Consider the following 25,541-nt stretch of genomic DNA (forward strand, 5'->3'; position numbering starts at 1 on the left):
AGCTTGGATAGGGAAACGGCGCGCGGCCTTTATAGTTTCCCCCGGCGCTAATGCAATGGCCGGGGGTAACCAAGTGGGGGAATGGTTTTGCGAAATATGACCAGGGCCGGGATTGGCATTCGGTCAGAGCGGGGGAGAGGACGGAACCGTTACAAAGACATCGTAACGCGTGGTCTTGCCCGCTATCTGATGGCTGGGCTTGCGCAGACCCTCTATCGATGCGGCGCGTTGGGGCCATTTGAGGACGACGCGATGTGTTGCGGCAGCAAGCGCTGCTTCCATAAGTTCGCGCGCATCGGGATCGGCGCCGACAACATCGCGAAGATCGCGCATCTGCTTTTTGACCAGCGCTGATTTGTTACGCTCGGGGTGCATGGGATCGACCAACACAACTTCGGGCGCAAGCGTTTGCAGAAGGTCGCGGGAATCGCCGTGGAGCAGCGTCATGCGCGCAATGATGACGGCGAGGTCTTCGCTGTGGTCGCGGGCGGCGTTCATGGCGCGATCGAGGGCGGCGTGGACCTGAGGGTTGCGCTCAATGAGGGTGACCTGGGCACCAAGCGAAGCGAGGAAAAACGCGTCGCGCCCCATGCCGGCGGTCGCGTCCACGATGGTTGGCAGCGCCCCTTTTGCCATGCCGCAGGCCCGCGGCAGGGGTTGCCCCCTGCCCTCGCCACTGCGCAGACGGAAACCGACGGCGCCGCCGACAAAGTCGATCACTATTGGCGATGAGGCAGGATCAACGTCTGGCATCTCGAGGTCCAATTCTGTAAAGGGGGGATAGCCTCCTGCCCGGCCAGAGACAAGAGACGTTGACGCCGCGTGCCGCGGCGCAGACAGTAGACGCTTCACATATCGCCTCCAGGTTTTCCCATGCCCATCATCAATCGTGTTGCCGAGTTCCACGCCGATATTGCCGCGTGGCGCCAGCACATCCATGCCAATCCCGAGCTTCTCTACGATGTCCATGAGACGGCCGCTTTCGTGGTCGAGCAACTCAAGAGCTTTGGCGTCGATGAGGTGGTGACGGGAATCGGGCGGACCGGGGTGGTCGGCGTTATTCGCGGCAAGGGCGATTCGGATCGCGTCGTGGGGTTGCGGGCCGATATGGACGCCCTGCCGATCACCGAGCGGACCGGCAAGCCCTATGCTTCGGGCAACAGCGGCAAGATGCATGCCTGCGGCCATGACGGGCACACGGCCATGTTGCTGGGCGCGGCGCGGTATCTTGCCGAAACGCGCAATTTCGATGGCACCGTCATCGTCATCTTCCAACCGGCCGAAGAAGGCGGCGGCGGTGGGCGCGTCATGGTGGAAGACGGGCTGATGGAGCGTTTCGGCATTTCCCAGGTCTTCGGCATGCACAATATGCCGGGCATTCCGCTGGGCGAATTTGCCATACGGACCGGCGGGATCATGGCGGGAACCGACCAGTTCGCGATCGATGTCGAAGGCCATGGCGGGCACGCGGCCATGCCGCACCTGGCCGTCGATCCGGTGATCGTTTCCGCTCACATCATTTCGGGACTGCAGACGCTGGTGTCGCGCTCGATCGATCCGATCCGCTCAGCGGTTCTTTCGGTGACGACCGTCAACGCGGGCACGGCCTACAACGTCATTCCGCGCACCGCGCGGCTGACCGGCACCGTCCGGACGCTGGACGAGGATGTGCGCACGCAGATGGAAGAAGGCATCAAACGGCTGGCACCCCAGCTTGCGCAGGCGTTCGGTGCGAACGCGACGGTGACCTGGATGCAGGGGTATCCGGTTACGGTCAATGCGCCCGAGCAGACGGATTTCGCCGCCGAAGTGGCCCGGGAAATCGTCGGGGAAGATCGGGTGAACGATGCCGTCGATCCGACCATGGGGGGCGAGGATTTCGCCTATATGCTCAATGCGCGGCCGGGGTCCTATATCTTTCTCGGCAATGGCGACAGCGCGGATTTGCACACCGACACCTATGATTTCAACGATGAAGCCATTGATCTGGGCGTGAGCTATTGGGTGCGGCTGGCGGAGAGGGCGCTGGCGGCGCGGCAGTAGGAGCGCGCCGATGCACTGGGCGCTGCGAACCGGTCTTACCCTCATCATAGCCGCCATCGGCTCTTTTGCGATCAGTACGCTGGGAATTCCGGGCGGAATGCTGATGGGTGGGGCGCTGACGGTTTCCGTTGCCGCCCTGTCGGGCTTTCCGGCAACCATGCCCAACGGCCTGCGCAATGTGCTTTTCGTATGCGTCGGGCTGTCGATGGGGGCCAATGTGGCGCCCGACACGCTGCAACTGATCGGCCAATGGCCGATAACGCTCGGGGCGCTGGCGCTCGAACTGGTGTTTATCGTTCTGGTGTGCGGGATCGTATTGCGCAGGCTGTTCAAGTTCGACACGGGAACCGCCTATCTTTCCTCGTTTCCCGGCCATCTGTCTTTCATCATGGCGCTGGCTTCGACGGGTGTCGGCAACCCAAGGCAGATCGTTATCATCCAGGTGCAAAGGGTGATGTTCTTGACCCTTTTCGCGCCGATCGGAGCGCTGTTCCTGCCGATTGGCCACTACTCGGGCGCGAGCACCGAGCTGATCGACATGACGACGCTGGCCATGGTTGCAGCGGGGTGCGCGTTCGTGGGCTGGGTGTTCACGCGCCTCAAGATGCCTGCGGGCTATGTGCTGGGGTCGATGGCCTGTGCGACGGCCATGAAGCTGACCGGCTTTTTCGACGGCGCACTGCCGCCGATTCTTGTCGATTTGACGTTTGTGGGCATGGGCGCCTTGATCGGGTCGCGCTTTGCGGGGATGACCCGTGCCGAATTCATGCAGGCCGCGTTCGGCGGCACGGTGTCCACGGCGATCACCGTGGCAATAACGACCGCGTTCGCGCTTGGCGTCAGTTTTTTCGTTTCCATGCCCATCGGCCAAATCTGGCTCGGGCTGTCACCGGGAGGGCTGGAATCGATGGGCGCGCTGGGCATCGCGCTCGGGTATGACACGGCATTCATTGCCGCCCATCACGTGGCCCGGCTGCTGATGCTGACCATTGCGATTCCGCTGGTGGTCGTGCTGGTCAAAGGGCGAGAGACGTCGGCCCTTCGACCATAGGCATTCGGGCGTTCGGCCGCCTCCCCTTCAGGCTTTGGACAGAGTCAGCGAGATAGCGGCCGGATCGAAACCGGCCCCGCATTCGACAAAGGCGAAACCATTGCCCTCAAGCTTGAGCGTCTTTCCCTCGAACGTGGCACCGTTCGAGAGGCCGGCCATGGTGGCCAGATTGGGCAGTCCCTTGATCGACAGCGTGTGTGGCAGGGCCGAAAGATTGAAGACGCAGACCAGTGCATCCTGGCCGCTCTGTCGCGAAAAGCCGAGGATGGGGTCCTTGACGTCGTAAAAGGTGATCTCGCCGTCGATGAGCGCGGGGTTGTCCTTACGGTATTTCAGAATGGCGCGGTAATAGTGCAGCAGCGACGCCGGGTCGGCTTCGAGCGCGGCAACGTTGCGCTTGAAATGCGGGGCCTTGACCGGCAGCCAGGGTTTGACTTCGGAAAACCCGGCATTGGGTTCGTCGGTCCACGGCATGGGGGTCCGGCAGCCGTCACGGCCCTTGTTGTCCGGCCAGAAGCGCAGGCCCGGCGGATCGGTCAGCTCGGAATATTCCAGTTCGGCCTCGGGCAGCCCGAGTTCTTCGCCCTGATAGATACAGACCGAGCCCTTGAGCGACAGCAAAAGGGCGGCAGACAACCGCCCGAGTGAACCGGGGGTGACCGCATGGGCTTCCCAGCGGCTGATGTGCCGGTTCACGTCGTGGTTGGAAAAACTCCAGCACGGCCAGCCGTCAGGCGCGCCCTTGAAGAATTTTTCGACCCGTGAGCGGAAATGGCGCGGCGTGAACGTTGGGCCGAGCATGTCGAACGAGTAGCACATGTGCAAAAGGTCGTCGCCGGCGGTATAGGCCGCCATGATCTCGATAGCCCGGTGAGCCTCGCCCACCTCCCCGACCGTCGTCGTGCCGGGGAATTCGTCGAGCAAGGCCCGAACGCGCTTGAGAAAGCCTATATTTTCCGGCCGATTCTTGGAGAATTTATGGAACTGCATGCCGTAGGGATCGGCTTCGAGCGGGGTTTCCTTTTCCCGGGGCGCAGGCGGGTTGGACCGCAGTTTCCTGTCGTGGAAATAGTAGTTCACCGTGTCGAAGCGGAAGCCGTCGACACCGCGCTCGAGCCAGAAGCGCATGGCGGCGAGCACCGCGTCCTGCACGTCGGGGTTGTGGAAATTGAGGTCGGGCTGGGCGATGAGGAAATTGTGCAGGTAGTACTGCTTGCGCGTGCCGTTCCATTCCCAGGCTGGTCCACCGAACACCGAGGGCCAGTTGTTGGGCGGGGTGCCGTCTTCATCGGGATCGACCCAGACGTACCAGTCCGAGCGCGGATTGGTGCGCGAGGATTTGGATTCGATGAACCATGGATGCTTGTCTGAAGTGTGGCTCATCACCTGATCGATCACCACCTTGAGGCCAAGTTCATGGGCCTTTTCGATCAGCGCGTCGAAATCGGCCAGAGAGCCGAAAAGCGGATCGATGTCGGTGTAGTTGGAAACGTCGTAACCCATATCGGCCATGGGCGATGTGAAGATCGGGGACAGCCAGATCGCATCCACGCCGAGCGAAGCGACATGCTCGAGCCTGTCGAGAATACCGCGAAGATCGCCGACCCCATCGCCATTACTGTCCTGAAAGGAGCGCGGGTAAATCTGGTAGATCACCCCGCCGCGCCACCACTCGCTCATATGATATTCTCCGTATCAATCGTTAAGGCCGTCGGTTTCCGGCAACGGGCGACGTCCTTGAAAAGTTGCACCGCGCGGCGGTGCACAAACAAGGAGAGTTTAAGCATGCCTCATATTCTCAGAGCGGCGGACCGTCCCGAGGGGGCGACCAGAACGATCAAGTTCGAGGGTGGCGATTATGGAACCGACATTTCGTTTTTTGCAGTGGTCGCGGAACCGGGCAAGCGGGTGGGACTGCATATTCACCCCTATTCCGAGACCTGGATGGTGCAGGAAGGCACCGTGCGCTTTGCTGCGGGAAACCAGGCCGTTGAGGCCGGACCCGGCGACATCATGGTGGTCGAACCCGAGACACCGCACGGGTTCGAAAATATCGGCGATAGTGTGCTCAAGATGATGTGCATCCACGATGGAGCACGCATCACCCAGACTTTTCTCGATCCGGACGATGCCTGACCGGACCAGTTCAAGCGTGGTCAGGTCTGGTCGTCGAGACCGGCATCGGGGGCATTCTTGCGGATGGCTTCAATGGCACTCTGGGCCGAGGCCTTTGCCTTGTATCCCTCGGATGCAAACATGACCTCCCCATTGGACGCACGAAAGCGGAACCTGAATTCCCCACCCTTGTCCTTGTAAACTTCGAACTTGTACATCTTGTGCTCCCTCGATGGCTGGCGGCGCGACATATAAAGACTTCGCCGCGTCTTTTGCCTACCAGCCTACAATTGCCCAAAACAATTGGACAGGCAAGACGTGGGGACATCTGCCCCTACCCTCTATTATTGCCGCTTCTCACGGGAGCGCTGGACGACGCAAAATAAATATGCACCAATGGGATATGCGTCGGGAAGGCGCACACTGTCATCGCACAAAGAAGGCGTATGAGCGAAGCAAAGTATTTTGACGAAATGCTCAATGCGGATGGCTCGATCCGCGAACCTTACCGCATTTTGGGTGAGTGGCTGGACGGCCAACCCAAACAAGCGCTCAAGCAATTATCGCAAGATGCGGAGACCATTTTCCGCCGGCTGGGCATTACTTTTGCGGTTTATGGTTCAAACGAGTCGACCGAGCGGCTGATCCCGTTCGATGTGATTCCCAGGGTGATTGCAGCGCAGGAATGGCGCCGGCTGGAAAAGGGAATCGAGCAGCGCGTAAAGGCGCTGAACATGTTCCTGTGGGACCTCTATCACAACCAGGACATCATCCGGGCCGGGCGTGTTCCCGAAAAGCTGATCATCCAGAATGAGGCCTTCTGCCCGCAGATGATGGGCCTCAACCCGCCCAAGGGGATCTATTCCCATATCATCGGCGTCGACATCGTGCGGACCGGACCTGACGATTTTTATGTGCTCGAGGACAATCTGCGCACGCCTTCGGGGGTCTCCTACATGCTGGAAGACCGCGAGGCGATGATGCATCTGGTCCCCGATCTCTTCCATAAGCTCAAGGTCGCGCCGGTCGAGACCTATCCGGAAAACCTTCGCCGCACCATGGAAAGCGTTGCTCCGGACAATTGTTCGGGCAATCCCAACCTCGTGGTCCTGACGCCGGGAATCTACAATTCTGCCTATTTCGAACATTCGTTCCTGGCCGACCAGATGGGCGCCACCCTGTGCGAAGGGCAGGACCTGTTTGTCGACGGAGGCAAGGTCTATATGCGGACCACACTCGGACCGCAGCGGGTCGATGTGATCTACCGGCGTATCGATGACGATTATGTCGACCCCCTGACTTTCAGGGCCGATTCCATGCTCGGCGTGCCGGGGCTGTTCGATGCTTATAGAGCCGGCAATGTAACGCTGATCAATGCTCCGGGCACAGGCATTGCCGACGACAAGGCGGTCTATACCTACGTCCCCCAGATCATCGAATTCTATCTTGGCGAAAAGCCGATCCTCAAGAATGTGCCCACCTACAACTGCACCAATGATGGCGAGCGGGCCTATGTGCTTGAGAATCTCGAGCATCTGGTGGTCAAGGAAGTGCATGGCTCGGGCGGATACGGCATGCTTGTCGGCCCGGCATCGACGAAAAAGCAGCGGGCCGAATTTTCCGAAAAGATCAAGGCGCGGCCGGACAATTACATCGTCCAGCCAACCCTGGCGCTTTCGACCTGCCCAACCTTTGTGAGCAAGGGCATTGCGCCCCGTCATGTCGATCTGCGCCCTTACGTGCTGGTGGGCGACAAGATCAGGATTACGCCCGGCGGGCTGACGCGCGTTGCTCTCAAGCAAGGGTCTCTGGTGGTCAACTCCTCGCAGGGGGGTGGCACCAAGGACACCTGGGTGCTCGAAGAATGATGCTGGGCCGTTCTGCTGCAAATCTGTTCTGGATGTCACGCTATGTGGAGCGGGCCGAAAACATGGCCCGGCTGCTTGAAGTCGGCTACCGCATGAGTCTGACCGAACGGAGTGAAGACGGCTCGAGCGAATATCTGCTCTCCATGCTTCAGGCCGCAGAGGCCGAAGAGGCCTTCAAGGAAAAGCACGAGACCGTCGATATAGCCAGCGTCGCCCATTTCATGCTGTTTGATACCGACAATCCCTCGTCGGTGAAATCGTGCCTGTTCAACGCGCGAACCAACGCCAAGTCGGTGCGCACCGAAATCACCACCGACATGTGGGAGAGCCTTAACGGCACCTGGCTGGAATTTTCGCAGGTCCAGCCTCGCTATGTGCTGGGCAACAAGCTTCCCAGTTTCCTGCAATCGGTCAAGCAGGGCTCAAACCAGTTTCGGGGCGCCCTTCTGGGCACCCTGATGCGCACCGACGGGTTTGCCTTTGCGCAGACGGGCGGTTTTATCGAGCGGGCCGACAACACGGCGCGGATTCTGGACGTCAAATATTACGTTCTGTTGCCGCGCTCTTCGATGGTGGGTGGCGACGTTGATATCCAGCAATGGACGATGATCCTGCGCGCGGCTTCGGCCCATCGCGCTTATCGCCATATCTATCACGACCGCTACAAGGCCTGGAATATTTCCGATTTCCTGATTTTCCGGAAGGAGATGCCCCGGTCCCTTGCCTTTTGCTGCACCTCGGTGACGGCAATGCTGGGCATGCTCGAGCAGATTTACGGGGAGCCGTCGGGCTGTCACGACGAGGCGATCAAGATGGCGCAGTTCCTGACAGCGGGGGACATGAGCAAGGTTTTCGACCAGGGGTTGCACGAATATCTGACCGGCTTCATGGCGGCCAACAACCAGCTCACCAACGCGATTTCGGAGAGTTATAATTTCTACTGAGACGAGCGGACCCATGCGCATATCGATACGCCACGAATTTCGCTTTGCGACCAGCGAGGCTCTGCCGCACGCCGTTCAACATCTGCTTTTGACGCCCATCGAGACCGCCTCGCAATCGGTTGTCGAGTGGTCCATCAAAATGGACGGGATCGACGCATCCGCCAGCTTTACCGATGCGTTCGGCAACACTGCCCATCTTGTCAGCCAGCATCGCCCCGAAAAGGACCTCTTCATCTCGGTTTCCGGTGTTGTGGAGACCAGCGACACCCATGGGGTGATCGGGCGGGTGGCCGGAGGCCCGAATTTGGCGCTGTTCAAGCGCTTCACGGCCCAGACACGACCCAATGGCAATTTGGTCAACCGGATGAAAGCGCATGCCAAGGCCGGCATGAGCCGGGTCGAACTGTTGCACTGGCTGATGAACCGGTTGCATGAAGCCCGCGAGACGGCGCCTGAGGACGATGAGGATGCGCCCGAGATCGTGGCCGAAGACCATGCGCATGTGTTCGTTGCCGCCGCACGCGGCATGGACATTCCCGCGCGGTTCGTGACCGGCTATGTTTTGGGCGAAGATGACGAGCCGGCGCGGCTGCACGCCTGGGCCGAAGCCTGGGATGACGGGCTGGGCTGGATCGGGTTCGACCCTTCGGTCGATTTGTGCCCGACCGCTGGATATGTGCGGATTGCCTGCGGGCTCGATGCGGAAACGACGGCGCCAGTCAGGCTGGCACCGGAGCTGGAGCGGCAGGCCGAGGATACGATCCGGGTGGCCCAGGTCATGATGAACCAGCAGCAGCAACAGCAGTCAGGCGCCCAGGAGCAATAGCCAGCCGGTGATTGTGAAGACCGAAAGGACGGTCGAGAGCAGGATCGTATTGGCGGCAACGTCCATGGCGCGATTGTAATAGGTCGCGAAGATATAGACGTTGATGCCGGCGGGCATGGCGGCGAGCAGAACCCCATAGCGGGCGATGTGCGGGTCAACACCGAGGATCGGCACCATGACGATCCACGCGATGGCCGGGTGAACCACCAGCTGCATCGAGGTGGTCATCAAGGCCTGGGTCCATGTTTCCCCGAGCTTATATTCATTGAGGGCGCCGCCGAGACCGAACAGGGCGACCGGCATGACCGTTCCGGCCAGCAAAAGCGTGACGTCATCGGCGACCCCGGACAATTGGAGCCCGAAAAGATTGGCCAGAAGCCCCAGCGCAATGCCGATCAAAATGGGGTTGGCCAATGACTTCCTGAGGCCCTGGAACAGTGCCGTGGAAACCTTGCCGCCGTCGCGGCGCGCCAGTTCCATGACGAACATGCCAATGGTCATCAGCATCGGCGCATGCAGCCCGATGATGGAATAGACGATCGGCATCGCCTCCTCGCCATAGGCACGCTGCATGATCGGAATGCCGACCAGAACGGTGTTGGTAAACATCGCCGAAAACCCAACGGCAACCGCTTCGCCGGGTCGGCGCCTGAACACTCTGGCCGCGCCGATAGCGCCCAGCGCGAGTACCGATATCGCCCCAATATAGAAGGGCCCGATGATCGCGGGATTGAACGCCGTGGAAAAATCGACGTCGATCATCGCCCTGAATAACAGACAAGGTGTGGCGAAATTGTTGACATAGGCGATGAGCCCGCCAACGCCGGCGCGCGGATAGAATTTAACCCTCACGGCGAGGTATCCGAGCCCGATCAGGATGAAGACCGGGGCGATGACGTTAAGAACGGAAAGCATGCGGAAGGCTTTGGCAAGGCTGGACAAAACTAAAAGACATGGAATGGTCCGGCGCGTCAATCTTTACGCCGTGGGCGGTTTAAGGCACGGTCTGGGCAATCGATGATGGGAGGAGACGCGATGGGGAGTCATATTCTGGCCATCGATCAGGGCACGACGTCCAGCCGGGCGCTGGTTTTCGACGCGGCCATGAACGTTGTCGGTCAGGGCCAAAAAGAGTTCGCACAGCATTTTCCCCAAAGCGGCTGGGTTGAGCATGATCCCGAGGACATCTGGGAATCGGTGGATTATGCCATCCGAACAGCGTTGAAGCGCGCCGGGCTGTCCGCTGACGATGTTGCCGCCATCGGGATTACCAACCAGCGGGAAACCACGCTGGTGTGGGACCGGAAATCCGGCAAGCCAATTTATAGAGCCATCGTCTGGCAGGATCGCCGGACCGCCAGCATCTGCAATCAACTCAAATCGGCGGGCAAGGAAGCGCTGGTCACTGAGAAGACCGGCTTACTGCTCGATCCTTATTTTTCGGCCACCAAGGTGAAGTGGTTGCTCGACAATGTCGAAGGCGCGCGGGCGAAAGCTCAGGCGGGGGATTTGGCGTTTGGCACCGTCGATACCTATTTGATCTGGCGCCTGACGGATGGCGCGGTGCACGCGACCGATGCGACCAATGCCGGGCGCACGCTTTTGTTCGACATCGAAAAGGGCGAATGGGACGATCAATTGCTCGCGCTTTTCGATATCCCCGCTTCCATGCTTCCTAACGTTCGCGATTGCGACGGCGATTTCGGGCAGACCGATGCATCCATTCTGGGCCGGGCGATCCCCATTCGGGGTGTTGCAGGAGACCAGCATGCCGCCGTGATCGGGCAGGCCTGTTTTGCGCCCGGCATGATCAAATCGACCTATGGGACGGGATGTTTTGCCGTACTCAACACCGGCGATACGCTGGTGCGGTCGCAGAACCGGCTGTTGACAACGATCGCCTATCGGATGGGCGGCAAGACAATTTATGCGTTGGAGGGCTCGATCTTTGTGGCCGGGGCCGCCGTGCAGTGGTTGCGCGACGGGCTCAAGATCATCGGCAAGGCATCGGACTCCGGGCGGCTGGCAATGGCGGCCGATCCGAAGCAGAACGTCTATCTGGTGCCGGCCTTTGTCGGGTTGGGGGCCCCCTATTGGGATGCGGAGGCGCGCGGTGCCATGTTCGGGCTGACGCGCAATACCGGGCCTGAGGAATTTGCCCGCGCGGCGCTCGAAGCGGTCTGCTACCAGACCGCAGACCTACTCGATGCCATGCAAAAAGACTGGACCGGCCACGGCGCCGCAACAGTGCTCCGCGTGGATGGCGGCATGGTGCAGTCCGACTATACGATGCAGTTTCTCGCCGACATTCTCGATGCGCCGGTCGACAGGCCCCATATGCTCGAGACAACGGTTCTCGGTGCTGCCTGGCTCGCCGGCCAGGCTATAGGGTTATGGCCGGGACAAGACGAGTTTGCCCGAAGCTGGGCCCGCGAGCGTCAATTCGTGCCCGAAATGGATAGCGCGATGCGCGAGGAAAAACTGGCCGGTTGGCGCGATGCCGTGAGCCGCACATTGTCCGGGCGATGAAGCCCAACCCACCTGCCTCAAAAAGAATACCGAATTGATTCTGACCGCTTTCCAACCAAGGGTGGCATCGAATAGAGTGCGCCGTGGACCGAGCGGAGGGTGCATTTGTTCGCTAGCCTGATTGAGCCCTATGGCGCGCTGATCGTCAGTGTCGTCATTGTCGGTCTCTTTATCGCGTTTGCCCGGGAGTGGCGCTCGCCGGAGGTGAGTGCGGCCATCGCGGTTTCCGTCCTTATCGTTCTCAACATCGTTTCGGTCGACGATCTGCTCGGGGTACTTTCCAACAGTGCTCCGGCGACAATTGCGGGAATGTTCGTGATCTCGGCGGCGCTCGTGCGCACCGGAGCGCTGGAAAGTTTCGCGACCTGGGCCACCGCCGGAGCCCAAAAGCACCCCTATCGCAGCCTGATTTCCTTCTTGCTGGCCATCGCAGTGATGTCGGCATTCATGAACAATACGCCGCTCGTAATGATGATGATCCCGGTGGCCGTTGCCATGGCCCGGCAGATGGAAACTCCGGCCTCCAAGCTGCTCATCCCGGTTTCGTTTTCCGCCATCCTGGGTGGAACGTGTACCCTGATCGGGACCTCAACCAACATTCTGGTCGACAGCGTCGCGCAAAGAAGCGGCATGGAGCCGTTCCACATCTTCGAAATGGCGCCGGTGGGTATCGCGATTGCCGTGGCCGGTATCGCGACGATGCTGCTTGCCCGCGGCCTGCTGCCCGACCGAACGACGGTCTCCTCGATTTCGCTTTCAGAAACGAGCAAGAAATTCGTGCTCGAAGCCGTGATCGAGGACAACTCCCCCCATGTGGGCAAAAAGGCCCGCGAGGTTGCGGCTTTCAATCGCTCGGACCGTCAACTCATCGACGTTCTGCGCGCCAGTTTTTCGCTGCGCCGGCACATTCATGACGTCGTTCTGCAGCCCGGCGACGTCGTGGTCCTGCGCACCTCGGTGGCCGAATTGCTATCGATGAAAGAAGAAGGCGACCTCAATGTGCCCGAATCCGAGCACATGCAATCGCTCGGCAGCCGGTCCTCTTCGATCGTCGAAGTTCTGATGGGACCGAGTTCGGGCATTCTGGGCAAGACCCTAAAACATCTGCGCCTGCGCCGGCGCTACGGTGTCTATCCGCTGGCGCTGCACCGCCGCGGCGCCAACCTGGCGGAGCGGTTCGAAACCGCGCCCATCGAAGTCGGCGATACTTTGCTGATCGAGGGGGCGCCAGAAGATTTGCGGCGCATGGTCGAAGACTATGATCTGGTCAATGTTTCCGAGCCTGCCGAACGCGGTTTCCGCCGGGCGAGAGCCCCGATTGCCATTGGCGTGCTGATCGCCGTGGTCGTGGGCGCGGCGTTGGGGCTGATGCCGATTGCAGGGCTTGCCGTGATCGGTGCGGCCACTGTCCTTGCCACACGCTGCGTGGAGCCCGACGAGGCCGTACAGGCGGTCGACTGGCGCATCCTGGGCCTCATCATCGCCATGCTGGGCGTCGGGGTCGGCATGGAGAATGTCGGGCTGGTCGAAGGTATGGTGACCTTTATCGCGCCCTATCTGGTGGCGCTTTCGCCACTGTTTGCGCTTGGTGTGGTTTATATCCTTTCCTCGATCCTCACCGAGGTCGTGACCAACAATGCGGTCGCGGTGATCGTTACGCCGGTCGCAATCGGTCTGGCTGCGGGCCTTGGGGTCGACCCACGTCCGTTTGTAGCGGCTGTCATGTTTGCCGCGAGCGCCAGTTTTCTTACCCCGATCGGGTACCAGACCAATACGCTTGTCTATAGTGCCGGGGGGTACAAGTTCTTCGATTTCGTGCGCATCGGCGCGCTCATCAATGTCGTGGTTTTCGTTGTCGCCATGATCATGATCCCCATCGTCTGGCCCTTCTGACATTCGGAACTCCCCGGCTCGCCGCGCGTTCCCATCGGGAATTTGTGGGGACCGAGAAATGGAAGATTTCCTCGCTCTGGGGGGCAATCCAACGCATGAAGCTTTTGGTGTGCTTGCCGTGCGTCTGGCAGTTGCGGCCGTTCTGGGTGCGCTGATCGGGTTTGAACGTGAAATCAAGAAGCACCCCGCCGGTTTGCGAACACATATGCTTGTATCGACGGCCGCGGCGGCATTCACCATCATGACGTTCGAAATCTATCATGAGATGGTTGATCTGGGCGCCGACACGATCGCACGTCTTGATCCGATCCGCGTCATAGAGGCGGTAACGGCCGGTGTTGCCTTTCTTGCTGCGGGCGCCATCATACGCTCTGGCACAGACATCAAGGGACTGACAACCGGCGCCGGTCTGTGGATGGCCGGGGCGATTGGGGTTGCGGCGGGGTCGGGCTTTTTTTCCGTGGCCGTGATGGCGACGGTCCTGGTGCTCATCATCACAATCGTGCTGGGCCAGTTCGAGAAGCGCTTTCTTGGTGACGAGGACGATCTCTAGCCAACACGATAACGTTTGCTGCCGGAACCGGGTATCGACAGCATCGTTTTGCCCTCTCTCGATCTCGATGGAGGATGAACATGCCAGCCAAATCCAAAGCTCAGCAAAAAGCGGCAGGCGCCGCCTTGGCCGCAAAGCGCGGCGAAATCGAAAAGAAAGACCTCAAAGGCGCTTCGCGCGAAATGGTCGATTCGATGACCGAAAAAGAACTCGAAGAGTTCGCTTCAACCGACCGCAAGGGGCTTCCCGACAAGAAGGACTGAGGGCCCCGCCCCTTCTGTTGGTTGCAGGAGACTTCTGCCGGCACGGTGCGCGCTGTCGGGTATGTCTGTCGAGCGGATTGGTTACAATAAATATCGAATTTGCGCCCATCGCTTCAATTGGATTTTACCATGGAGGTTTAGTGTTGTGGGTAGGTTGGGGGTATGCGCTGGTCCGACTCAAATGCACTCCGTATCGGTGTGTGTGTTGAAAGCCACGGAGACGCCCAATGCCGACTGCATATCTTCTGGCAAAGGATCGCATTGAACAGGCGAGAGCCATGCTGGCCAATGAAGTCTGGTACGATGCGGGGATGGATCATCTCCTCGAAGTCGCACTGGCACGGCTTGATGAACTCGATGCAAGACTGACCGAAGATCCTCCCCGGACGCCTCCAAGACAGCCGGAAGGCTCGCCGCGCGTACGGCTCATGCCATGGTTGGAAAAGCGCTAAACTGCTCCCTTTCCCCGGAACCAGACGGCGCGCCCGAAATTTGCTAGAAAGCGTGTGTATCGAACCAACAGTGATTCTTTCCCGGCGCGCGCCCAAACGCTTTCCACAGGGGGTTCCGATCGGCACCGCACCGCACGACACAGTCCTCAACAAGGCCGCCATCCGCTGGAGCCTTTCCAAGATTACCCAAGTGGCCGAGACATCCGTTGCCTGGACCTACAAGGTCCAGCGTGACGATAACAGCCACGCAGCCTTGCGTATCTACAAGCCTGGCACTGTCGATCCCGAAAGGGCAGGAAACCTGCTCGAATGGTATCGCGGGGACGGGGCGATACGCCATTTCGGCACGGCCGAGAACGCCGTTCTGACCGAGTGGGCGGAAGGCAGGATGCTGTCCGAGCCGGCGCTTGACGGCAAGGACGCGCAGGCAACGAGCGCCATCGCCAACCTTGTTGGCATGCTCCATGTCAGCCGTCCGGACGAACCGGACAATCTGGTGCCGTTGCGCGAATATCTGAGCGATTTTTTTGCCGCCGACGTGCGGATATGGCCCGACACCGCGCGCGATCTCTATGCCCGCTCAGTGGGCATTGCCTACGCGACGCTCGACAAACCCGCAGCCGAAATTCCGCTCCACGGCGCCGTTCATCACGATCGGATCGTTCTGGCCGAGCGGGGTTGGATTGCGCGTTCCCCCGTAGGGCTTTGGGGCGACCCCGCCTATGATCTGGCGGCCAGCTTTCTGCACCCCTGGGGAAAGGTCGAATTGGCGGCCGATCCTGTTCGGATCAATGCCATGGCCGATGCCTTTGCCACCAAGCTCGGCCACAAGCGCAAGCGCATCCTGGCCTTCGCGGCAATCTATGCGGCCAATTCAGCCTGTCAGGCGCTTGCCGCCGGCGAATCCATCAACTGGCATTTGGCCGTTCTGCCCAATCTTCTGGCGGTCTACGATCTGGCTTGATTGTGCGAAGCTGGATGCTGGGGCAAGTGGTGCCCAGGGACGGAATTGAACCGCCGACACGCGGATTTTCAATCCGCTGCTCTACCAACTGAGCTACCTGGGCATCGGGTCGGGGCTCTTGCGGGCCTCGTGTTGGTGGCCGGGTTATAGGCAGTCAGGTCCGGGCTGTCCAGCGTCCGGAGAAGAAATTTGTGGGCAGTCCATACTTTTTCCCAAACCGCTGTCCGGACATTCAAAAATCGACGAACCCGCCGGCGGGGCGCTGCGCATTTAGGGATGATCAGTCCTGGTCCTCATCGTTCGGCAGGAACGAGTCTGCATCGTCCTCGTCAGCCGAAGAGGTGGCTCCGGGGATCACATAATTGCCCGTGAGCCAACGGTTGAGATCGACGTCGGCGCAGCGGGCCGAGCAGAAGGGATGGAACTGCTGCACCGAAGACTTGCCGCAGATCGGGCACGGTTTGGGTGGCCGTAGTCGCGTTACATTGGTGGGCATGGTTACACCCCTGGAAGGGCCGTCGCGTTGAGCCAGTTGAAATGGACGGGGTAGCCCTCGCCGGTCAACAGGCCGACAGTTTCAAACAGCGGCAAACCCACGACGGCGGAATAAGACCCGCTGAGCTTGACCGCAAAGGCTCCGGCAATGCCCTGAATGGCATAGCCGCCCGCCTTGCCGTTCCATTCGCCACTGGCCAGATAGGCCTCGATTTCCTTGTTGGAAAGACGCTTGAAGCGGATGCGGGTATCGACCAGCCGTTCGCGGGCCTGCCCGGATGCGGAAATAACGCATACGCCGGTAAAGACCCGATGCGCACGGCCCGACAGCAGCCGCAGGCAGCTTGCCGCCTCGTCCATGGTTTCGGCCTTGGGCAGAATGCGTCGTCCCACGGCCACCACCGTATCGGCGGCAAGGATCACCGATTCGGTCGCCAATCCCGCCTGACGCGCCTTGTTGCGAACCTCGAAAGCCTTGGCGTGCGCAAGGCGCTGGGCCAGACGGCGCGGCAACTCGCCCTTTTCGGGAGTCTCGTCGACATGGGCGGGAATCAGATGGTCGGGCTCGATGCCGATCTGGTTGAGGAGCGCGAGCCGACGCGGCGAGGCCGAAGCAAGAATGAATTCGGGGCGTCTGCTGGACACTATCGGCTCACTGAGGAGTTTACTTGAAACGGTAGGTGATGCGGCCCTTGGTCAGATCGTAGGGCGTCATCTCCACGAGCACCTTGTCGCCGGCCAGAACGCGGATGCGATTCTTGCGCATGCGCCCGGCTGTATGGGCGATGATCTCGTGTTCGTTCTCGAGCTTGACGCGAAATGTCGCGTTGGGAAGCAATTCGGTGACAACGCCCGGAAATTCGAGCACTTCTTCCTTTGCCATTCTTTCTCCTGATATTGCCCCATGACTGATCGCGAATGCGGACCGAGGCCTTCCTAAGGCCCGCACTCAACTGCGGGGCGCGATTTGGCGCGCAAACTAAACGCAAACGCAAATAATTGAAAGTCCCTGATTCAGGCGCTTTTTCCTGCCCTGGTCAGCATGGGCTCGAGCACACCACGCAGCTTGATATCCATGGTATCTCGCAACTCGCGATAGGCGCCCAGGACCAGTTCGCGGCTGCCTTCGATTTCGGAAGGATCGGGCGTCGCCCAATGTTCCATGATGGCCGCTTCGAGCCCGCGTTCAGCAACGGCGATGTTGGCATCATCGGCCAGAGTGACGATGATGTCGAAGTTGGAGGCCACCAGTTCGTCCATGGTATGCGGCGTGTGAACCGACATGTCGATGCCCACCTCTTCCATGACCTGATGGACGAAATGGTCGACCTTGCCCGAGCGCACACCGGCCGAGCGGGCAACGAGGCGTCCGGGGAAATGCTTACGGGCCAGGGCCGCAGCGATGGGAGAGCGCACCGAATTCATCGAACACACGAACAGGATGGTGGGCAACTGGCTTTCCTGCTCGGTCACCCGAGCCGCGTAGGGCTGGACCGCACAAATAAGGGTGAACAGCCGACGCGCGGTTTCGAGATCCATGACCAGTTTATTGTCGAGCCGCTCGATCAAGAGTTCGGCTGCCTGGTTGTGCAGGCCGCGCCGGCCCATATCGACGGCCTCGATCTGAAACGTCGAGGCCGAACGGATCGCCTCGTAATAGCTTTCGCGGATGCGGAAATAGTCCCGAATCAGGCTCCTGAACGGGGTGAGCGAAAGATAATGCGCGGCAATGGGACTGAACGTTTCGGGATGCCGGACGTCGAGCACGATATGGTTGTGAATGATCGACAGGTGCAGTGCGTAAGGGCCGTTGGCGGTGACCCGTGCGGGGTAAAAGCGGTTGGTGTCGATAAGGTCGTAGATGGCGACGCGCCATTCATGGACCTCGTCGGGATCGACCGAGGTGATCGTTGTGGGATCGAGCGTAACCGTTACGATCCTGTCGGTCTCGGGATCGAAGGGCCGCTTTTCCATCAGCGATTGAGCCTTATCGATACCGACTTTCCATGAGCCTGGAGACCTTCGGTTTCGGCCAGGGTCACGGTGGCATCTGCCAGTTCGGCCAAAGCCTGGGGCGTGCAGCCCAGGATCGATGTGCGCTTGACGAAATCGAGGACACCGAGCCCGGACGCGAACCGGGCCGAGCGGGCCGTGGGCAGCACGTGATTGGAGCCGCCCACATAATCGCCGATCGATTCGGGGGTGTGGTGGCCAACGAAAATCGCGCCCGCATTGCGAATTTTGCCGATCCACGGTTGAGGGTCGTCGAGCGCAAGTTCGACGTGCTCGGATGCGATACGATTGGCCAGCGGCATGGCCTGCTCGAGGCTTGCGACCGTGATGATCGCGCCAAACTCTTCCCAGCCCTGACGCGCGTTATCTGGTGCCCGTAGCGTTGCCAACTGCCTTTCGACTTCGGCAAGGACAGCCTTCGCCAATTGTTCGTCTGTGGTCAGAAGGATCGATTGGGCCCCTGCCCCATGCTCGGCCTGCGCCAGAAGATCGGCCGCAACCCAGGCGGGATTGGCCGAACCATCGGCAATGATGAGCACTTCGGAAGGTCCGGCAATCATATCGATGCCCACCGTGCCGAAGACCTGGCGCTTGGCTGCGGCCACATAGGCGTTGCCCGGCCCGGTTATCTTGGCAACGGGTGCGATCGTTTCGGTACCAAAGGCCAGCGCCGCAATCGCCTGTGCGCCGCCGACGCGGTAAATTTCGGTGACGCCGGCGATCCTGGCCGCGGCGAGAATGGCCGGATTGACCACGCCGTTGGGCGTCGGCACCACCATGGCCAGGCGTTCCACGCCTGCCACCTTGGCCGGAATGGCGTTCATGAGCACCGAGGAGGGGTAGGATGCCAACCCTCCAGGCACATAGAGCCCGGCGGCTTCGACCGCCGTCCAGCGGCTTCCCAGCGTAACACCGATATCGTCGGTATAGATGTGATCGGTGGGCTTTTGCTTTTCGTGATGGGCTGTGATGCGCTTGTGCGCCAGTGTCAACGCATCGCGAATTTGCGGCGAAACCGCCCCGTAGGCTGTATCGATCTCCTGGGCAGAGAACCGCATGGTTTGGGGCGTGAGTTCGAGACCATCAAATTTCCGGGTCAACTCGATCAGAGCGGCATCACCGCGGGCCCGCACGTCGGCGATGATCGCCGCGACGGTTTCGCCCACCTCGACCGAGGCTTCGCGCTTGGAGCCCAGCAGCGTTTCGAAGGCCTGCGCAAAGCCCGGGTCAGCGCTTGAAAGAAGTGCAGTCATGGTTGGCTGATCGCGCCCCGGTCAGTCGACGTCGTGCTTGGGCTGGGCCTTGGCGGCCCAGACGCCGCCGAGATCGCGAAGACGCGCTTCGAGACATTCAGCGTCCAGCCGCACCCTGCCACCGCCCGCAAACGTAAGCAAGACCTGCCCAGCCGGGGCATCGTTCGGTTCAAAGGTCACGGCGAGCAGTTCGAGAACGCCATCCTTGGAATTGAGATCGAACCCCTCGGCATGGGCCGCAGTGACGTGATCGAAATGCAACCCGGCGCGCTTGCGCTGCCCCCGCTTGTCTCCGGCCTCCCAGGCATAACGGTTCATGAGCAGCACGAAGCGCCGATCATTTTTGGAATAGCCCATATCGCCCACGCGGACGACAGCATCCTGCACATGGGCGGAAACGATCTCGAGGTCTTCGCTGTCGAGCGCCAGAAGCTTGAGGTCGGTCATGGTTGCCTTGGGTAGGGGATCGATGGAGGTCATGGCGAACATCTGGGCATTTACGGCCCAAAGTGCAAGCCTATTATAGCCGCTTGCTTAACCGGCAATCCGCTCGATCTCCGCCCCGCAGCGCGAAAGCTTGTTTTCGAGGCGCTCGAAACCGCGGTCGAGATGATAGATGCGGTTGACCACCGTTTCTCCACGCGCCGCCAGCCCGGCAATGACCAGCGAGACCGACGCACGCAAATCGGTTGCCATCACCTGGGCGCCCTTGAGTTCGGGGACGCCGGTCACGGTCGCGGTCTGTCCATCGACGTGGATGTTTGCGCCAAAGCGCGCGAGCTCGGCCACGTGCATGAAGCGGTTCTCGAAAATGGTTTCCTTGATCGCCGATACCCCGCTCGAGCGGGCCATGAGCGCCATGAACTGGGCCTGCAGATCGGTCGGAAATCCGGGAAACGGATCGGTTTCGACATCGACGGGCATGATGCCGTTTCCATTGCGTTTGATGCGCAGACCGCCATGCTCGGGGGTAACGTCCACCCCGGTGCGGACCAGCACGTCGAGCGCCGACTGCAACAGCTCGGGCCTTGCATTGCGCAGGAACACTTCGCCGCCCGTCATTGCCGCCGCAAAGGCATAGGTGCCGGTCTCGATACGGTCCGGGACCACCTCGTGGATCGCCCCATCGAGCTTTTCCACACCTTCGATGACCAGCCGTCCAGTGCCGATACCAGAAATTTTCGCGCCCATGGCGACGAGGCATTCGGCCAGATTGGTCACTTCGGGTTCGAGGGCGGCGTTTTCGATTGTCGTGGTTCCCTGGGCAAGAGTCGCTGCCATCATCACCACATGAGTGGCGCCGACCGAGACCTTGGGGAACCGGACGCTGGCACCCTTGAGCCTGCCGCCCGGTGCGCGCGCCAGCACATAGCCGGCATCGATTTCGATTTCGGCGCCAAGCTGGCGCAAACCGTCGAGATAGAAATCAACCGGCCGCGTGCCGATGGCGCAACCGCCTGGCAGAGAAACCTTGGCATGACCTTCCCTGGCCAGCAGCGGACCGATGACCCAAAAGCTGGCCCGCATTGTCGACACAAGTTCGTAAGGTGCTGTCGTGTCGACGATATCGGAGGCCGTGAAGGTGATCCGCTGCCCGCCCATTTCGGTGTCGCCGCGCCGCCGTCCATGCACGGCGATGTCGACGCCGTGATTTTCGAGGATGCGTTCGAGTTGCTTGACGTCTGCCAGGCGCGGCACGTTGACGAGCACCAGCGGCTCTTCGGTCAGAAGCGAGGCGATCATCAGGGGCAGAGCCGCGTTCTTGGCGCCCGAGATGTGGATTTCGCCATTGAGCTGATTGCCACCCACGATGCGGATGCGGTCCATATGGCACTCCTTGGACAGGGATTTCTGCGCGAATCGTCCTGGAACAGGCGATGCGAAGGTTGAAGCTGTTGGTAGCGCAGCCCGGGTCGGGCCGCAAGAAACGGTGGTTCAGGTATCTTTTCTGCCGGTTGGCTCAGGTTTTGAAGTGCCCGTTGCCTCTTGTTGGTCCGACTGATCGGTCGGCGCGGTTCGTGCCTTGGCCTGTGCTTTACGGCGACGAAGATTTTCCCGCAGCTTTGCGGCCAATCTTTGGTCGCGATCCGGATTGGACATGGACTGGACCCTGTCGGATATCGTTGGCGTTCTAGTGGCAGTTTTTTGCCCTTGCGTCCACACATGGCCTGTGGCAGTAGAGGCCCGCATTCAGATGGCTCACGGGCCATCACGCCGGCGCTGCTGTAGCTCAGTGGTAGAGCACTCCCTTGGTAAGGGAGAGGCCGACAGTTCAATCCTGTCCAGCAGCACCATTTTCCCTCTTCGGTATCGGCATGTTCAGTTTGAGGCAACGTTGAGCGGTTGCCGTGCGTTGTTGGGAAAAGGAGAGTGTTCATGGAAAAAATCATTGCCGCCATCGTCACCGTATTTCTGGTTTCGCCGGCTCTGGCCCAGCCGGTAACGCCGGCGGCGCCCGTCGCGGCGGAGGTGACTGTGGTTCCCGGCGAGGTGGAGGCGCCGCAACCTGGAGCAGACGACCTCGATGAGCCGGTGCCCGACAATCCCTATTACGACGACCGCTCGACCGCCGCTGCGGTCATTGAATCGCTCTACAACGCCATTAGTCGCTCAGAATATCTGCGCGCATGGTCCTATTTCGAGCATGAGGACGGCATCGACCAGCAGGCCGATTTCGAAGCCTTTGCCGCCGGCTATCAGGATACCGAATCCGTCCAACTGATTGTCGGTCCCGAAGTCACCGAAGGTGCCGCCGGGACGATCTATTACGCCATCCCGGCAGCCATCGAAGCGACCATGGCCGACGGAACAACCGCCCGTTTTGCGGGGTGTTACACCCTTCGGCTCGCTCAACCCGCGGTTCAGGCAACCCCACCTTTTCGGCCAATGGCCATCACCGAGGGCGAACTCGATCCTGCCCAGGGCTCTCTGGACACCATCCTTCCGGGGAGTTGCGAACCGCAATAGCGCTTGGCCCTGCGATACTGCGACAGTTGAGCAACAGAACGCTGTCTGCGCGCTTCAGGCAGCGACAGGGATGTTGAGACGGCCAGCGATTTGAAGTTGAGTGGCTTGAAATCGTGGGTGGGATTTGGTGATGCGCGTTGCGGTAGCATCGGTGGTGGGTATTTTGGGGCTGGGATTTACCAACCCTGCGTTGTCGCAAGGTTTTTCCAACATCGAGGCGATCAATCGGTGTGATGCCTATGTCGAGAGCGCCATCAGGCCGGAAATCAGCGAGAGCTTCAAGGAGCGCTACAAGATCACCTGCTATTTCGGCCTCATCGATCCATTGATCCATGAAGACCACGAGGGCGTTTGCCTGCGCACCTCCCGCGCTTTTCCCGGCAGGGCCGGCGAGTTGGCCGAGCTTATGTGTGTGGGCGCCTACCAGAGCTATCTCGATGAAGCGGGGGCCGCGCAATAGAGGTTTGGGAACCGGGAGGCGGTCCTGATCGTTTGACCCTGCACACAAGTGCATGGAGAACCGCTATGGCTGATTTCAGTTTAACCAATGGCTTGGAAAAGCCCGCCAGATCCCAAATTCGCGAGTTGCGGCGTCAACTCGATTCCATTTCCAAAAGCCTTGCTGATCACGGGCTCGATTTCGACGATCTGGCCGACGACGCCGGAGATTTCATCCATGGCGCCCGCAAGAATGCAAGGCGGGCAACCAAGCAGGCGCGCAAGGATATCGACGTTCTTTCGCGCGCCGCACACAAGGCTCCCGCCAGCGCCGGCGCGGTACTTGTCGTGGCGGCCGCGGTGGGATTTGGGCTTGGTTATCTCCTGCACATCGCCCAGGAGCACTGACCTCTCTATTTGCCTCGACGCAAGGCATCGCTCAACGCGGCGCCGAGGGCGCCCTGCGAAGGTGAGGATTGAGCGGCTTTTTTCGGCCGGGGCGCATTGCGTTCCGGCCGCGCCGTTTCGGCGTGACGGTCAGGCGAAGCGTCGCGCCGCATGGACAGGCTGATCCGCTTTCGCCTAACGTCGACCTCGAGCACCTTGACCTTGACCACATCACCGGCCTTGACGACCTCGTGAGCGTCCTTGACGAAGCGGTCGGCGAGTTGGGAAACGTGAACCAACCCGTCCTGATGCACCCCAATGTCGACAAAGGCTCCGAAGGCGGCAACGTTGGTTACCGTGCCTTCGAGCATCATGCCCGGCTTGAGATCGGAGATTTGCTCGATTCCGTCGGCAAACGTGGCTGTCTTGAATTCCGGCCGCGGATCTCGGCCGGGCTTTTCAAATTCGGCTAGAATATCGCGGACCGTGGGCAACCCGAAGGTGTCATCAACAAAGCTGCGTGGGTCGAGGGTTTTGAGCGCAGCGCTGTCGCCCATCAACTGGCGGATATCGCGGCCGCAGGCGGCAACGATCTTTCGCGCCACGCCATAAGCTTCGGGGTGGACCGAGGACGCATCGAGCGGTTCGGAGCCATCGCGGATCCGCAGGAAACCGGCAGCCTGTTCAAAAGCCTTAGGGCCGAGGCGCGAAACTGACAGCAATTGCTTGCGCGCTGAAAACGCTCCATTGGCATCGCGATGGGCGACGATGGCTTCAGCGAGTGCGCTGCCAAGCCCCGACACCCGCGCAAGAAGCGGGGCCGATGCCGTATTGAGATCGACGCCCACCGCATTCACCGCATCTTCCACCACGGCATCGAGCGCCTTGGCGAGCCTATATTGATCAACATCGTGCTGATACTGGCCCACGCCGATCGATTTGGGCTCGATCTTGACCAGTTCGGCCAGAGGATCCTGCAGACGGCGGGTGATGGAGACCGCGCCGCGCAGGGATACATCGAGTTCGGGGAGTTCGTTGGACGCCGTTTCAGAGGCTGAATAGACCGAGGCGCCCGCTTCGCTGACGACAACTTTCATCGGCTTGGGTGCGGGGATCATGGTCAACATCTCGCTCACAAGTCGCTCGGTTTCGCGGCTGGCAGTACCATTGCCGATGGCGATCAGATCGATCTTGTGCCTGGCAACCAGTGCCGTCAGCGCGGCAAGGCTGCCCTGTATGTCGTTGCGGGGCTGGAACGGATAGATGGTCGCTGTATCAAGCACCTTGCCAGTGGCATCGACCACAGCCACCTTGACCCCTGTGCGGATTCCGGGATCGAGGCCCATCGTGGCACGATTGCCGGCCGGCGCGGCCAGCAGCAGGTCCTTGAGATTGCGCGCAAAGACCGTGATCGCTTCGTCTTCGGCCCGCTCGCGCAGGCGCCCCATCAGATCGACCGAGAGGTGAAGCCAGAGTTTGACCCGCCAGCTCCAGCGCGCGACATCCATTAGCCACTGATCGGCGACCCCGCCATCGGCGCGGATACCGAAATGGGCGGCAACCATGGTTTCGGCGGGCTTGTATTTGCCTTCGGCGTGGGCATCGAGTTCGAGATCGACGGCCAGCACCTCTTCGTTGCGGCCGCGCAGCATGGCCAACGCCCTGTGGCTGGGAACTTTGGACCAAGCCTCGGCGTGATCGAAATAGTCGGAAAACTTGGCGCCCTGCTCTTGCTTTCCGTCAATGACCCTGGCCCGCAGGACCGCTTTGCGTTCCATATAATCGCGCAGCCGACCGATCAGTTCGGCATCCTCGGCAAACCGTTCGGCGAGAATGTCACGAGCGCCTTCGAGCGCCATTTTGGTATCGGGCACATCGTCTGAAAGGTATTTTTCGGCCTCGGTCAACGGCGTAAGCGCGCGATTTTCAAACAGGGTCTCGGCCAGCGGTTCCAGGCCGCGCTCGCGGGCGATTTCGGCCTTGGTGCGGCGCTTGGGCTTATAGGGAAGGTAGATATCCTCAAGCTCAGATTTGGTCATGACCCTGGCGATCTGGGCGGACAGGTCGCTGGTGAGTTTGCCCTGTGAATCGATCGATTGCAGGATGGCCGCCCGGCGCGCTTCAAGCTCGCGCAGGTAGCCCAACCGCGTTTCCAGCGTCCGCAGTTGCGCATCGTCGAGACCGCCGGTGACTTCCTTGCGGTATCGCGCAACGAAAGGAACCGTGGCGCCGCCATCAAGCAGATCAACGGCGGCCCTTACCTGTTCGGGACGGGCCGCAATTTCGGTTGCGATGAGTCCGGCGATGGCTTTTGCGATGTCGGTCATGAGAATCCGGGACTGGTCAAACGATGGCCGGACATTAGGCGGCGATTATGGCGGGTGCAAAGCTTCAATCGTCCCATCCACAGGCTGAACCGCGACGGCCACCACCGATTTTGTGACCGCCGGGCAACACCGCTGCACGTGCAGATGTCCATCACTGCTC

27 protein-coding genes and 2 tRNA genes are annotated in these 25,541 nt (G+C 60.5%); 16 read left to right on the forward strand and 13 right to left on the reverse strand.

Translation table 11 applies throughout. The features are described from left to right. Positions 1-123: 123 nt before the first annotated feature. Positions 124-753 (reverse strand): class I SAM-dependent methyltransferase, encoded by a 630-nt coding sequence (locus AACZ55_RS03115; RefSeq protein ID WP_339642950.1) that lies wholly within the window; start codon positions 751-753, stop codon positions 124-126. A 120-nt stretch (positions 754-873) separates the two neighbouring features. Here AACZ55_RS03115 and AACZ55_RS03120 point away from each other — a divergent pair, with 120 nt between their 5' ends. After that, entirely contained in the window at positions 874-2,043 is a 1,170-nt protein-coding gene (locus tag AACZ55_RS03120; RefSeq protein ID WP_339642953.1) for a M20 aminoacylase family protein, read from the forward strand. Positions 2,044-2,053: 10 nt separating this feature from the next. Further along, positions 2,054-3,094 (forward strand): AbrB family transcriptional regulator, encoded by a 1,041-nt coding sequence (locus tag AACZ55_RS03125; RefSeq protein ID WP_339642956.1) that lies wholly within the window; start codon positions 2,054-2,056, stop codon positions 3,092-3,094. A gap of 27 nt (positions 3,095-3,121) precedes the next feature. On the opposite strand, the gene AACZ55_RS03130 is transcribed toward AACZ55_RS03125, so the two are convergent. After that, a complete protein-coding gene (locus AACZ55_RS03130; protein ID WP_339642959.1) occupies positions 3,122-4,774 on the reverse strand; it encodes an alpha-glucosidase in 1,653 nt (550 codons plus the stop codon). A 105-nt stretch (positions 4,775-4,879) separates the two neighbouring features. On the opposite strand from AACZ55_RS03130, the gene AACZ55_RS03135 reads away from it, so the two are divergent. Further along, complete coding sequence (locus AACZ55_RS03135) at positions 4,880-5,230, forward strand: cupin domain-containing protein (RefSeq protein WP_339642962.1); 351 nt, start codon at positions 4,880-4,882, stop codon at positions 5,228-5,230. A 20-nt stretch (positions 5,231-5,250) separates the two neighbouring features. On the opposite strand, the gene AACZ55_RS03140 is transcribed toward AACZ55_RS03135, so the two are convergent. Next, positions 5,251-5,427 (reverse strand): YegP family protein, encoded by a 177-nt coding sequence (locus AACZ55_RS03140; RefSeq protein ID WP_339642965.1) that lies wholly within the window; start codon positions 5,425-5,427, stop codon positions 5,251-5,253. Between the two features lie 228 nt (positions 5,428-5,655). On the opposite strand from AACZ55_RS03140, the gene AACZ55_RS03145 reads away from it, so the two are divergent. From AACZ55_RS03145 to AACZ55_RS03155, 3 genes are read left to right on the forward strand one after another with little or no spacing between them, the layout of a single operon-like run. Then, positions 5,656-7,077, forward strand: coding sequence for a circularly permuted type 2 ATP-grasp protein (locus tag AACZ55_RS03145; RefSeq protein ID WP_339642968.1), 1,422 nt, complete (start codon positions 5,656-5,658; stop codon positions 7,075-7,077). Further along, positions 7,074-8,021, forward strand: coding sequence for an alpha-E domain-containing protein (locus tag AACZ55_RS03150; protein ID WP_338607642.1), 948 nt, complete (start codon positions 7,074-7,076; stop codon positions 8,019-8,021). The genes AACZ55_RS03145 and AACZ55_RS03150 overlap by 4 nt, the downstream gene beginning before the upstream one ends. A 13-nt stretch (positions 8,022-8,034) precedes the next feature. After that, a complete protein-coding gene (locus AACZ55_RS03155; RefSeq protein ID WP_339642972.1) occupies positions 8,035-8,847 on the forward strand; it encodes a transglutaminase family protein in 813 nt (270 codons plus the stop codon). Here AACZ55_RS03155 and AACZ55_RS03160 read toward each other — a convergent pair. After that, entirely contained in the window at positions 8,827-9,762 is a 936-nt protein-coding gene (locus AACZ55_RS03160) for an AEC family transporter (protein ID WP_338607644.1), read from the reverse strand. The genes AACZ55_RS03155 and AACZ55_RS03160 overlap by 21 nt on opposite strands. A 120-nt stretch (positions 9,763-9,882) precedes the next feature. Here AACZ55_RS03160 and glpK point away from each other — a divergent pair, with 120 nt between their 5' ends. The 6 genes from glpK (at position 9,883) to AACZ55_RS03190 (ending at position 15,501) form a co-directional block, all read left to right on the forward strand. Next, entirely contained in the window at positions 9,883-11,376 is a 1,494-nt protein-coding gene (gene glpK, locus AACZ55_RS03165; protein ID WP_339642974.1) for a glycerol kinase GlpK, read from the forward strand. Between the two features lie 99 nt (positions 11,377-11,475). After that, complete coding sequence (locus AACZ55_RS03170) at positions 11,476-13,269, forward strand: SLC13 family permease (protein WP_338607646.1); 1,794 nt, start codon at positions 11,476-11,478, stop codon at positions 13,267-13,269. 58 nt (positions 13,270-13,327) lie between these two features. After that, entirely contained in the window at positions 13,328-13,822 is a 495-nt protein-coding gene (locus AACZ55_RS03175; RefSeq protein WP_338607647.1) for an MgtC/SapB family protein, read from the forward strand. Between the two features lie 80 nt (positions 13,823-13,902). Continuing rightward, positions 13,903-14,085: a DUF3008 family protein gene (locus AACZ55_RS03180; RefSeq protein WP_338607648.1), complete on the forward strand. Its 183-nt coding sequence runs from the start codon at positions 13,903-13,905 to the stop codon at positions 14,083-14,085. A gap of 227 nt (positions 14,086-14,312) precedes the next feature. Then, positions 14,313-14,537: a hypothetical protein gene (locus AACZ55_RS03185; RefSeq protein ID WP_338607649.1), complete on the forward strand. Its 225-nt coding sequence runs from the start codon at positions 14,313-14,315 to the stop codon at positions 14,535-14,537. A gap of 70 nt (positions 14,538-14,607) precedes the next feature. Beyond that, positions 14,608-15,501 (forward strand): aminoglycoside phosphotransferase family protein, encoded by an 894-nt coding sequence (locus tag AACZ55_RS03190; RefSeq protein WP_338607650.1) that lies wholly within the window; start codon positions 14,608-14,610, stop codon positions 15,499-15,501. A gap of 27 nt (positions 15,502-15,528) precedes the next feature. Here AACZ55_RS03190 and AACZ55_RS03195 read toward each other — a convergent pair. From AACZ55_RS03195 to murA, 8 genes are all read right to left on the reverse strand, one after another. Beyond that, a tRNA-Phe gene (locus AACZ55_RS03195) sits at positions 15,529-15,604 on the reverse strand. A 177-nt stretch (positions 15,605-15,781) separates the two neighbouring features. Continuing rightward, complete coding sequence (gene yacG, locus AACZ55_RS03200; RefSeq protein ID WP_339642980.1) at positions 15,782-15,997, reverse strand: DNA gyrase inhibitor YacG; 216 nt, start codon at positions 15,995-15,997, stop codon at positions 15,782-15,784. Positions 15,998-15,999: 2 nt separating this feature from the next. Next, complete coding sequence (locus AACZ55_RS03205) at positions 16,000-16,641, reverse strand: Maf-like protein (protein WP_338607652.1); 642 nt, start codon at positions 16,639-16,641, stop codon at positions 16,000-16,002. Between the two features lie 19 nt (positions 16,642-16,660). Then, entirely contained in the window at positions 16,661-16,879 is a 219-nt protein-coding gene (infA, locus tag AACZ55_RS03210; protein ID WP_004435948.1) for a translation initiation factor IF-1, read from the reverse strand. A 131-nt stretch (positions 16,880-17,010) separates the two neighbouring features. Further along, the gene (locus AACZ55_RS03215; RefSeq protein WP_338607653.1) at positions 17,011-17,970 is read right to left on the reverse strand and encodes a UPF0262 family protein; all 960 of its coding nucleotides are present in this window, start codon (positions 17,968-17,970) and stop codon (positions 17,011-17,013) included. Further along, the gene (gene hisD, locus AACZ55_RS03220; protein WP_338607654.1) at positions 17,970-19,262 is read right to left on the reverse strand and encodes a histidinol dehydrogenase; all 1,293 of its coding nucleotides are present in this window, start codon (positions 19,260-19,262) and stop codon (positions 17,970-17,972) included. Before hisD ends, AACZ55_RS03215 begins: the two co-directional genes overlap by 1 nt. A gap of 21 nt (positions 19,263-19,283) precedes the next feature. After that, positions 19,284-19,742 carry a DUF2948 family protein gene (locus AACZ55_RS03225; protein WP_338607655.1) on the reverse strand — a complete coding sequence of 153 codons (459 nt, stop codon included), beginning with the start codon at positions 19,740-19,742 and terminating at the stop codon, positions 19,284-19,286. 54 nt (positions 19,743-19,796) lie between these two features. Next, a complete protein-coding gene (gene murA, locus AACZ55_RS03230; RefSeq protein ID WP_339642986.1) occupies positions 19,797-21,089 on the reverse strand; it encodes a UDP-N-acetylglucosamine 1-carboxyvinyltransferase in 1,293 nt (430 codons plus the stop codon). A 392-nt stretch (positions 21,090-21,481) separates the two neighbouring features. Between murA and AACZ55_RS03235 the strand changes: the two genes are divergently transcribed. From AACZ55_RS03235 to AACZ55_RS03250, 4 genes are all read left to right on the forward strand, one after another. Next, positions 21,482-21,556: transfer RNA gene (locus AACZ55_RS03235), tRNA-Thr, on the forward strand. A gap of 82 nt (positions 21,557-21,638) precedes the next feature. Then, positions 21,639-22,229 carry a hypothetical protein gene (locus AACZ55_RS03240; protein WP_339642989.1) on the forward strand — a complete coding sequence of 197 codons (591 nt, stop codon included), beginning with the start codon at positions 21,639-21,641 and terminating at the stop codon, positions 22,227-22,229. A 130-nt stretch (positions 22,230-22,359) separates the two neighbouring features. Next, positions 22,360-22,689, forward strand: coding sequence for a hypothetical protein (locus tag AACZ55_RS03245; protein ID WP_338607658.1), 330 nt, complete (start codon positions 22,360-22,362; stop codon positions 22,687-22,689). A 65-nt stretch (positions 22,690-22,754) separates the two neighbouring features. Next, complete coding sequence (locus tag AACZ55_RS03250) at positions 22,755-23,075, forward strand: hypothetical protein (protein ID WP_338607659.1); 321 nt, start codon at positions 22,755-22,757, stop codon at positions 23,073-23,075. Between the two features lie 5 nt (positions 23,076-23,080). On the opposite strand, the gene AACZ55_RS03255 is transcribed toward AACZ55_RS03250, so the two are convergent. Further along, positions 23,081-25,381, reverse strand: coding sequence for a Tex family protein (locus AACZ55_RS03255; RefSeq protein WP_339642994.1), 2,301 nt, complete (start codon positions 25,379-25,381; stop codon positions 23,081-23,083). Between the last annotated feature and the right edge of the window lie 160 nt (positions 25,382-25,541).

The organism is uncultured Pelagibacterium sp., assembly GCF_963972885.1.
In the GTDB taxonomy this organism is placed as follows: domain Bacteria; phylum Pseudomonadota; class Alphaproteobacteria; order Rhizobiales; family Devosiaceae; genus Pelagibacterium; species Pelagibacterium nitratireducens.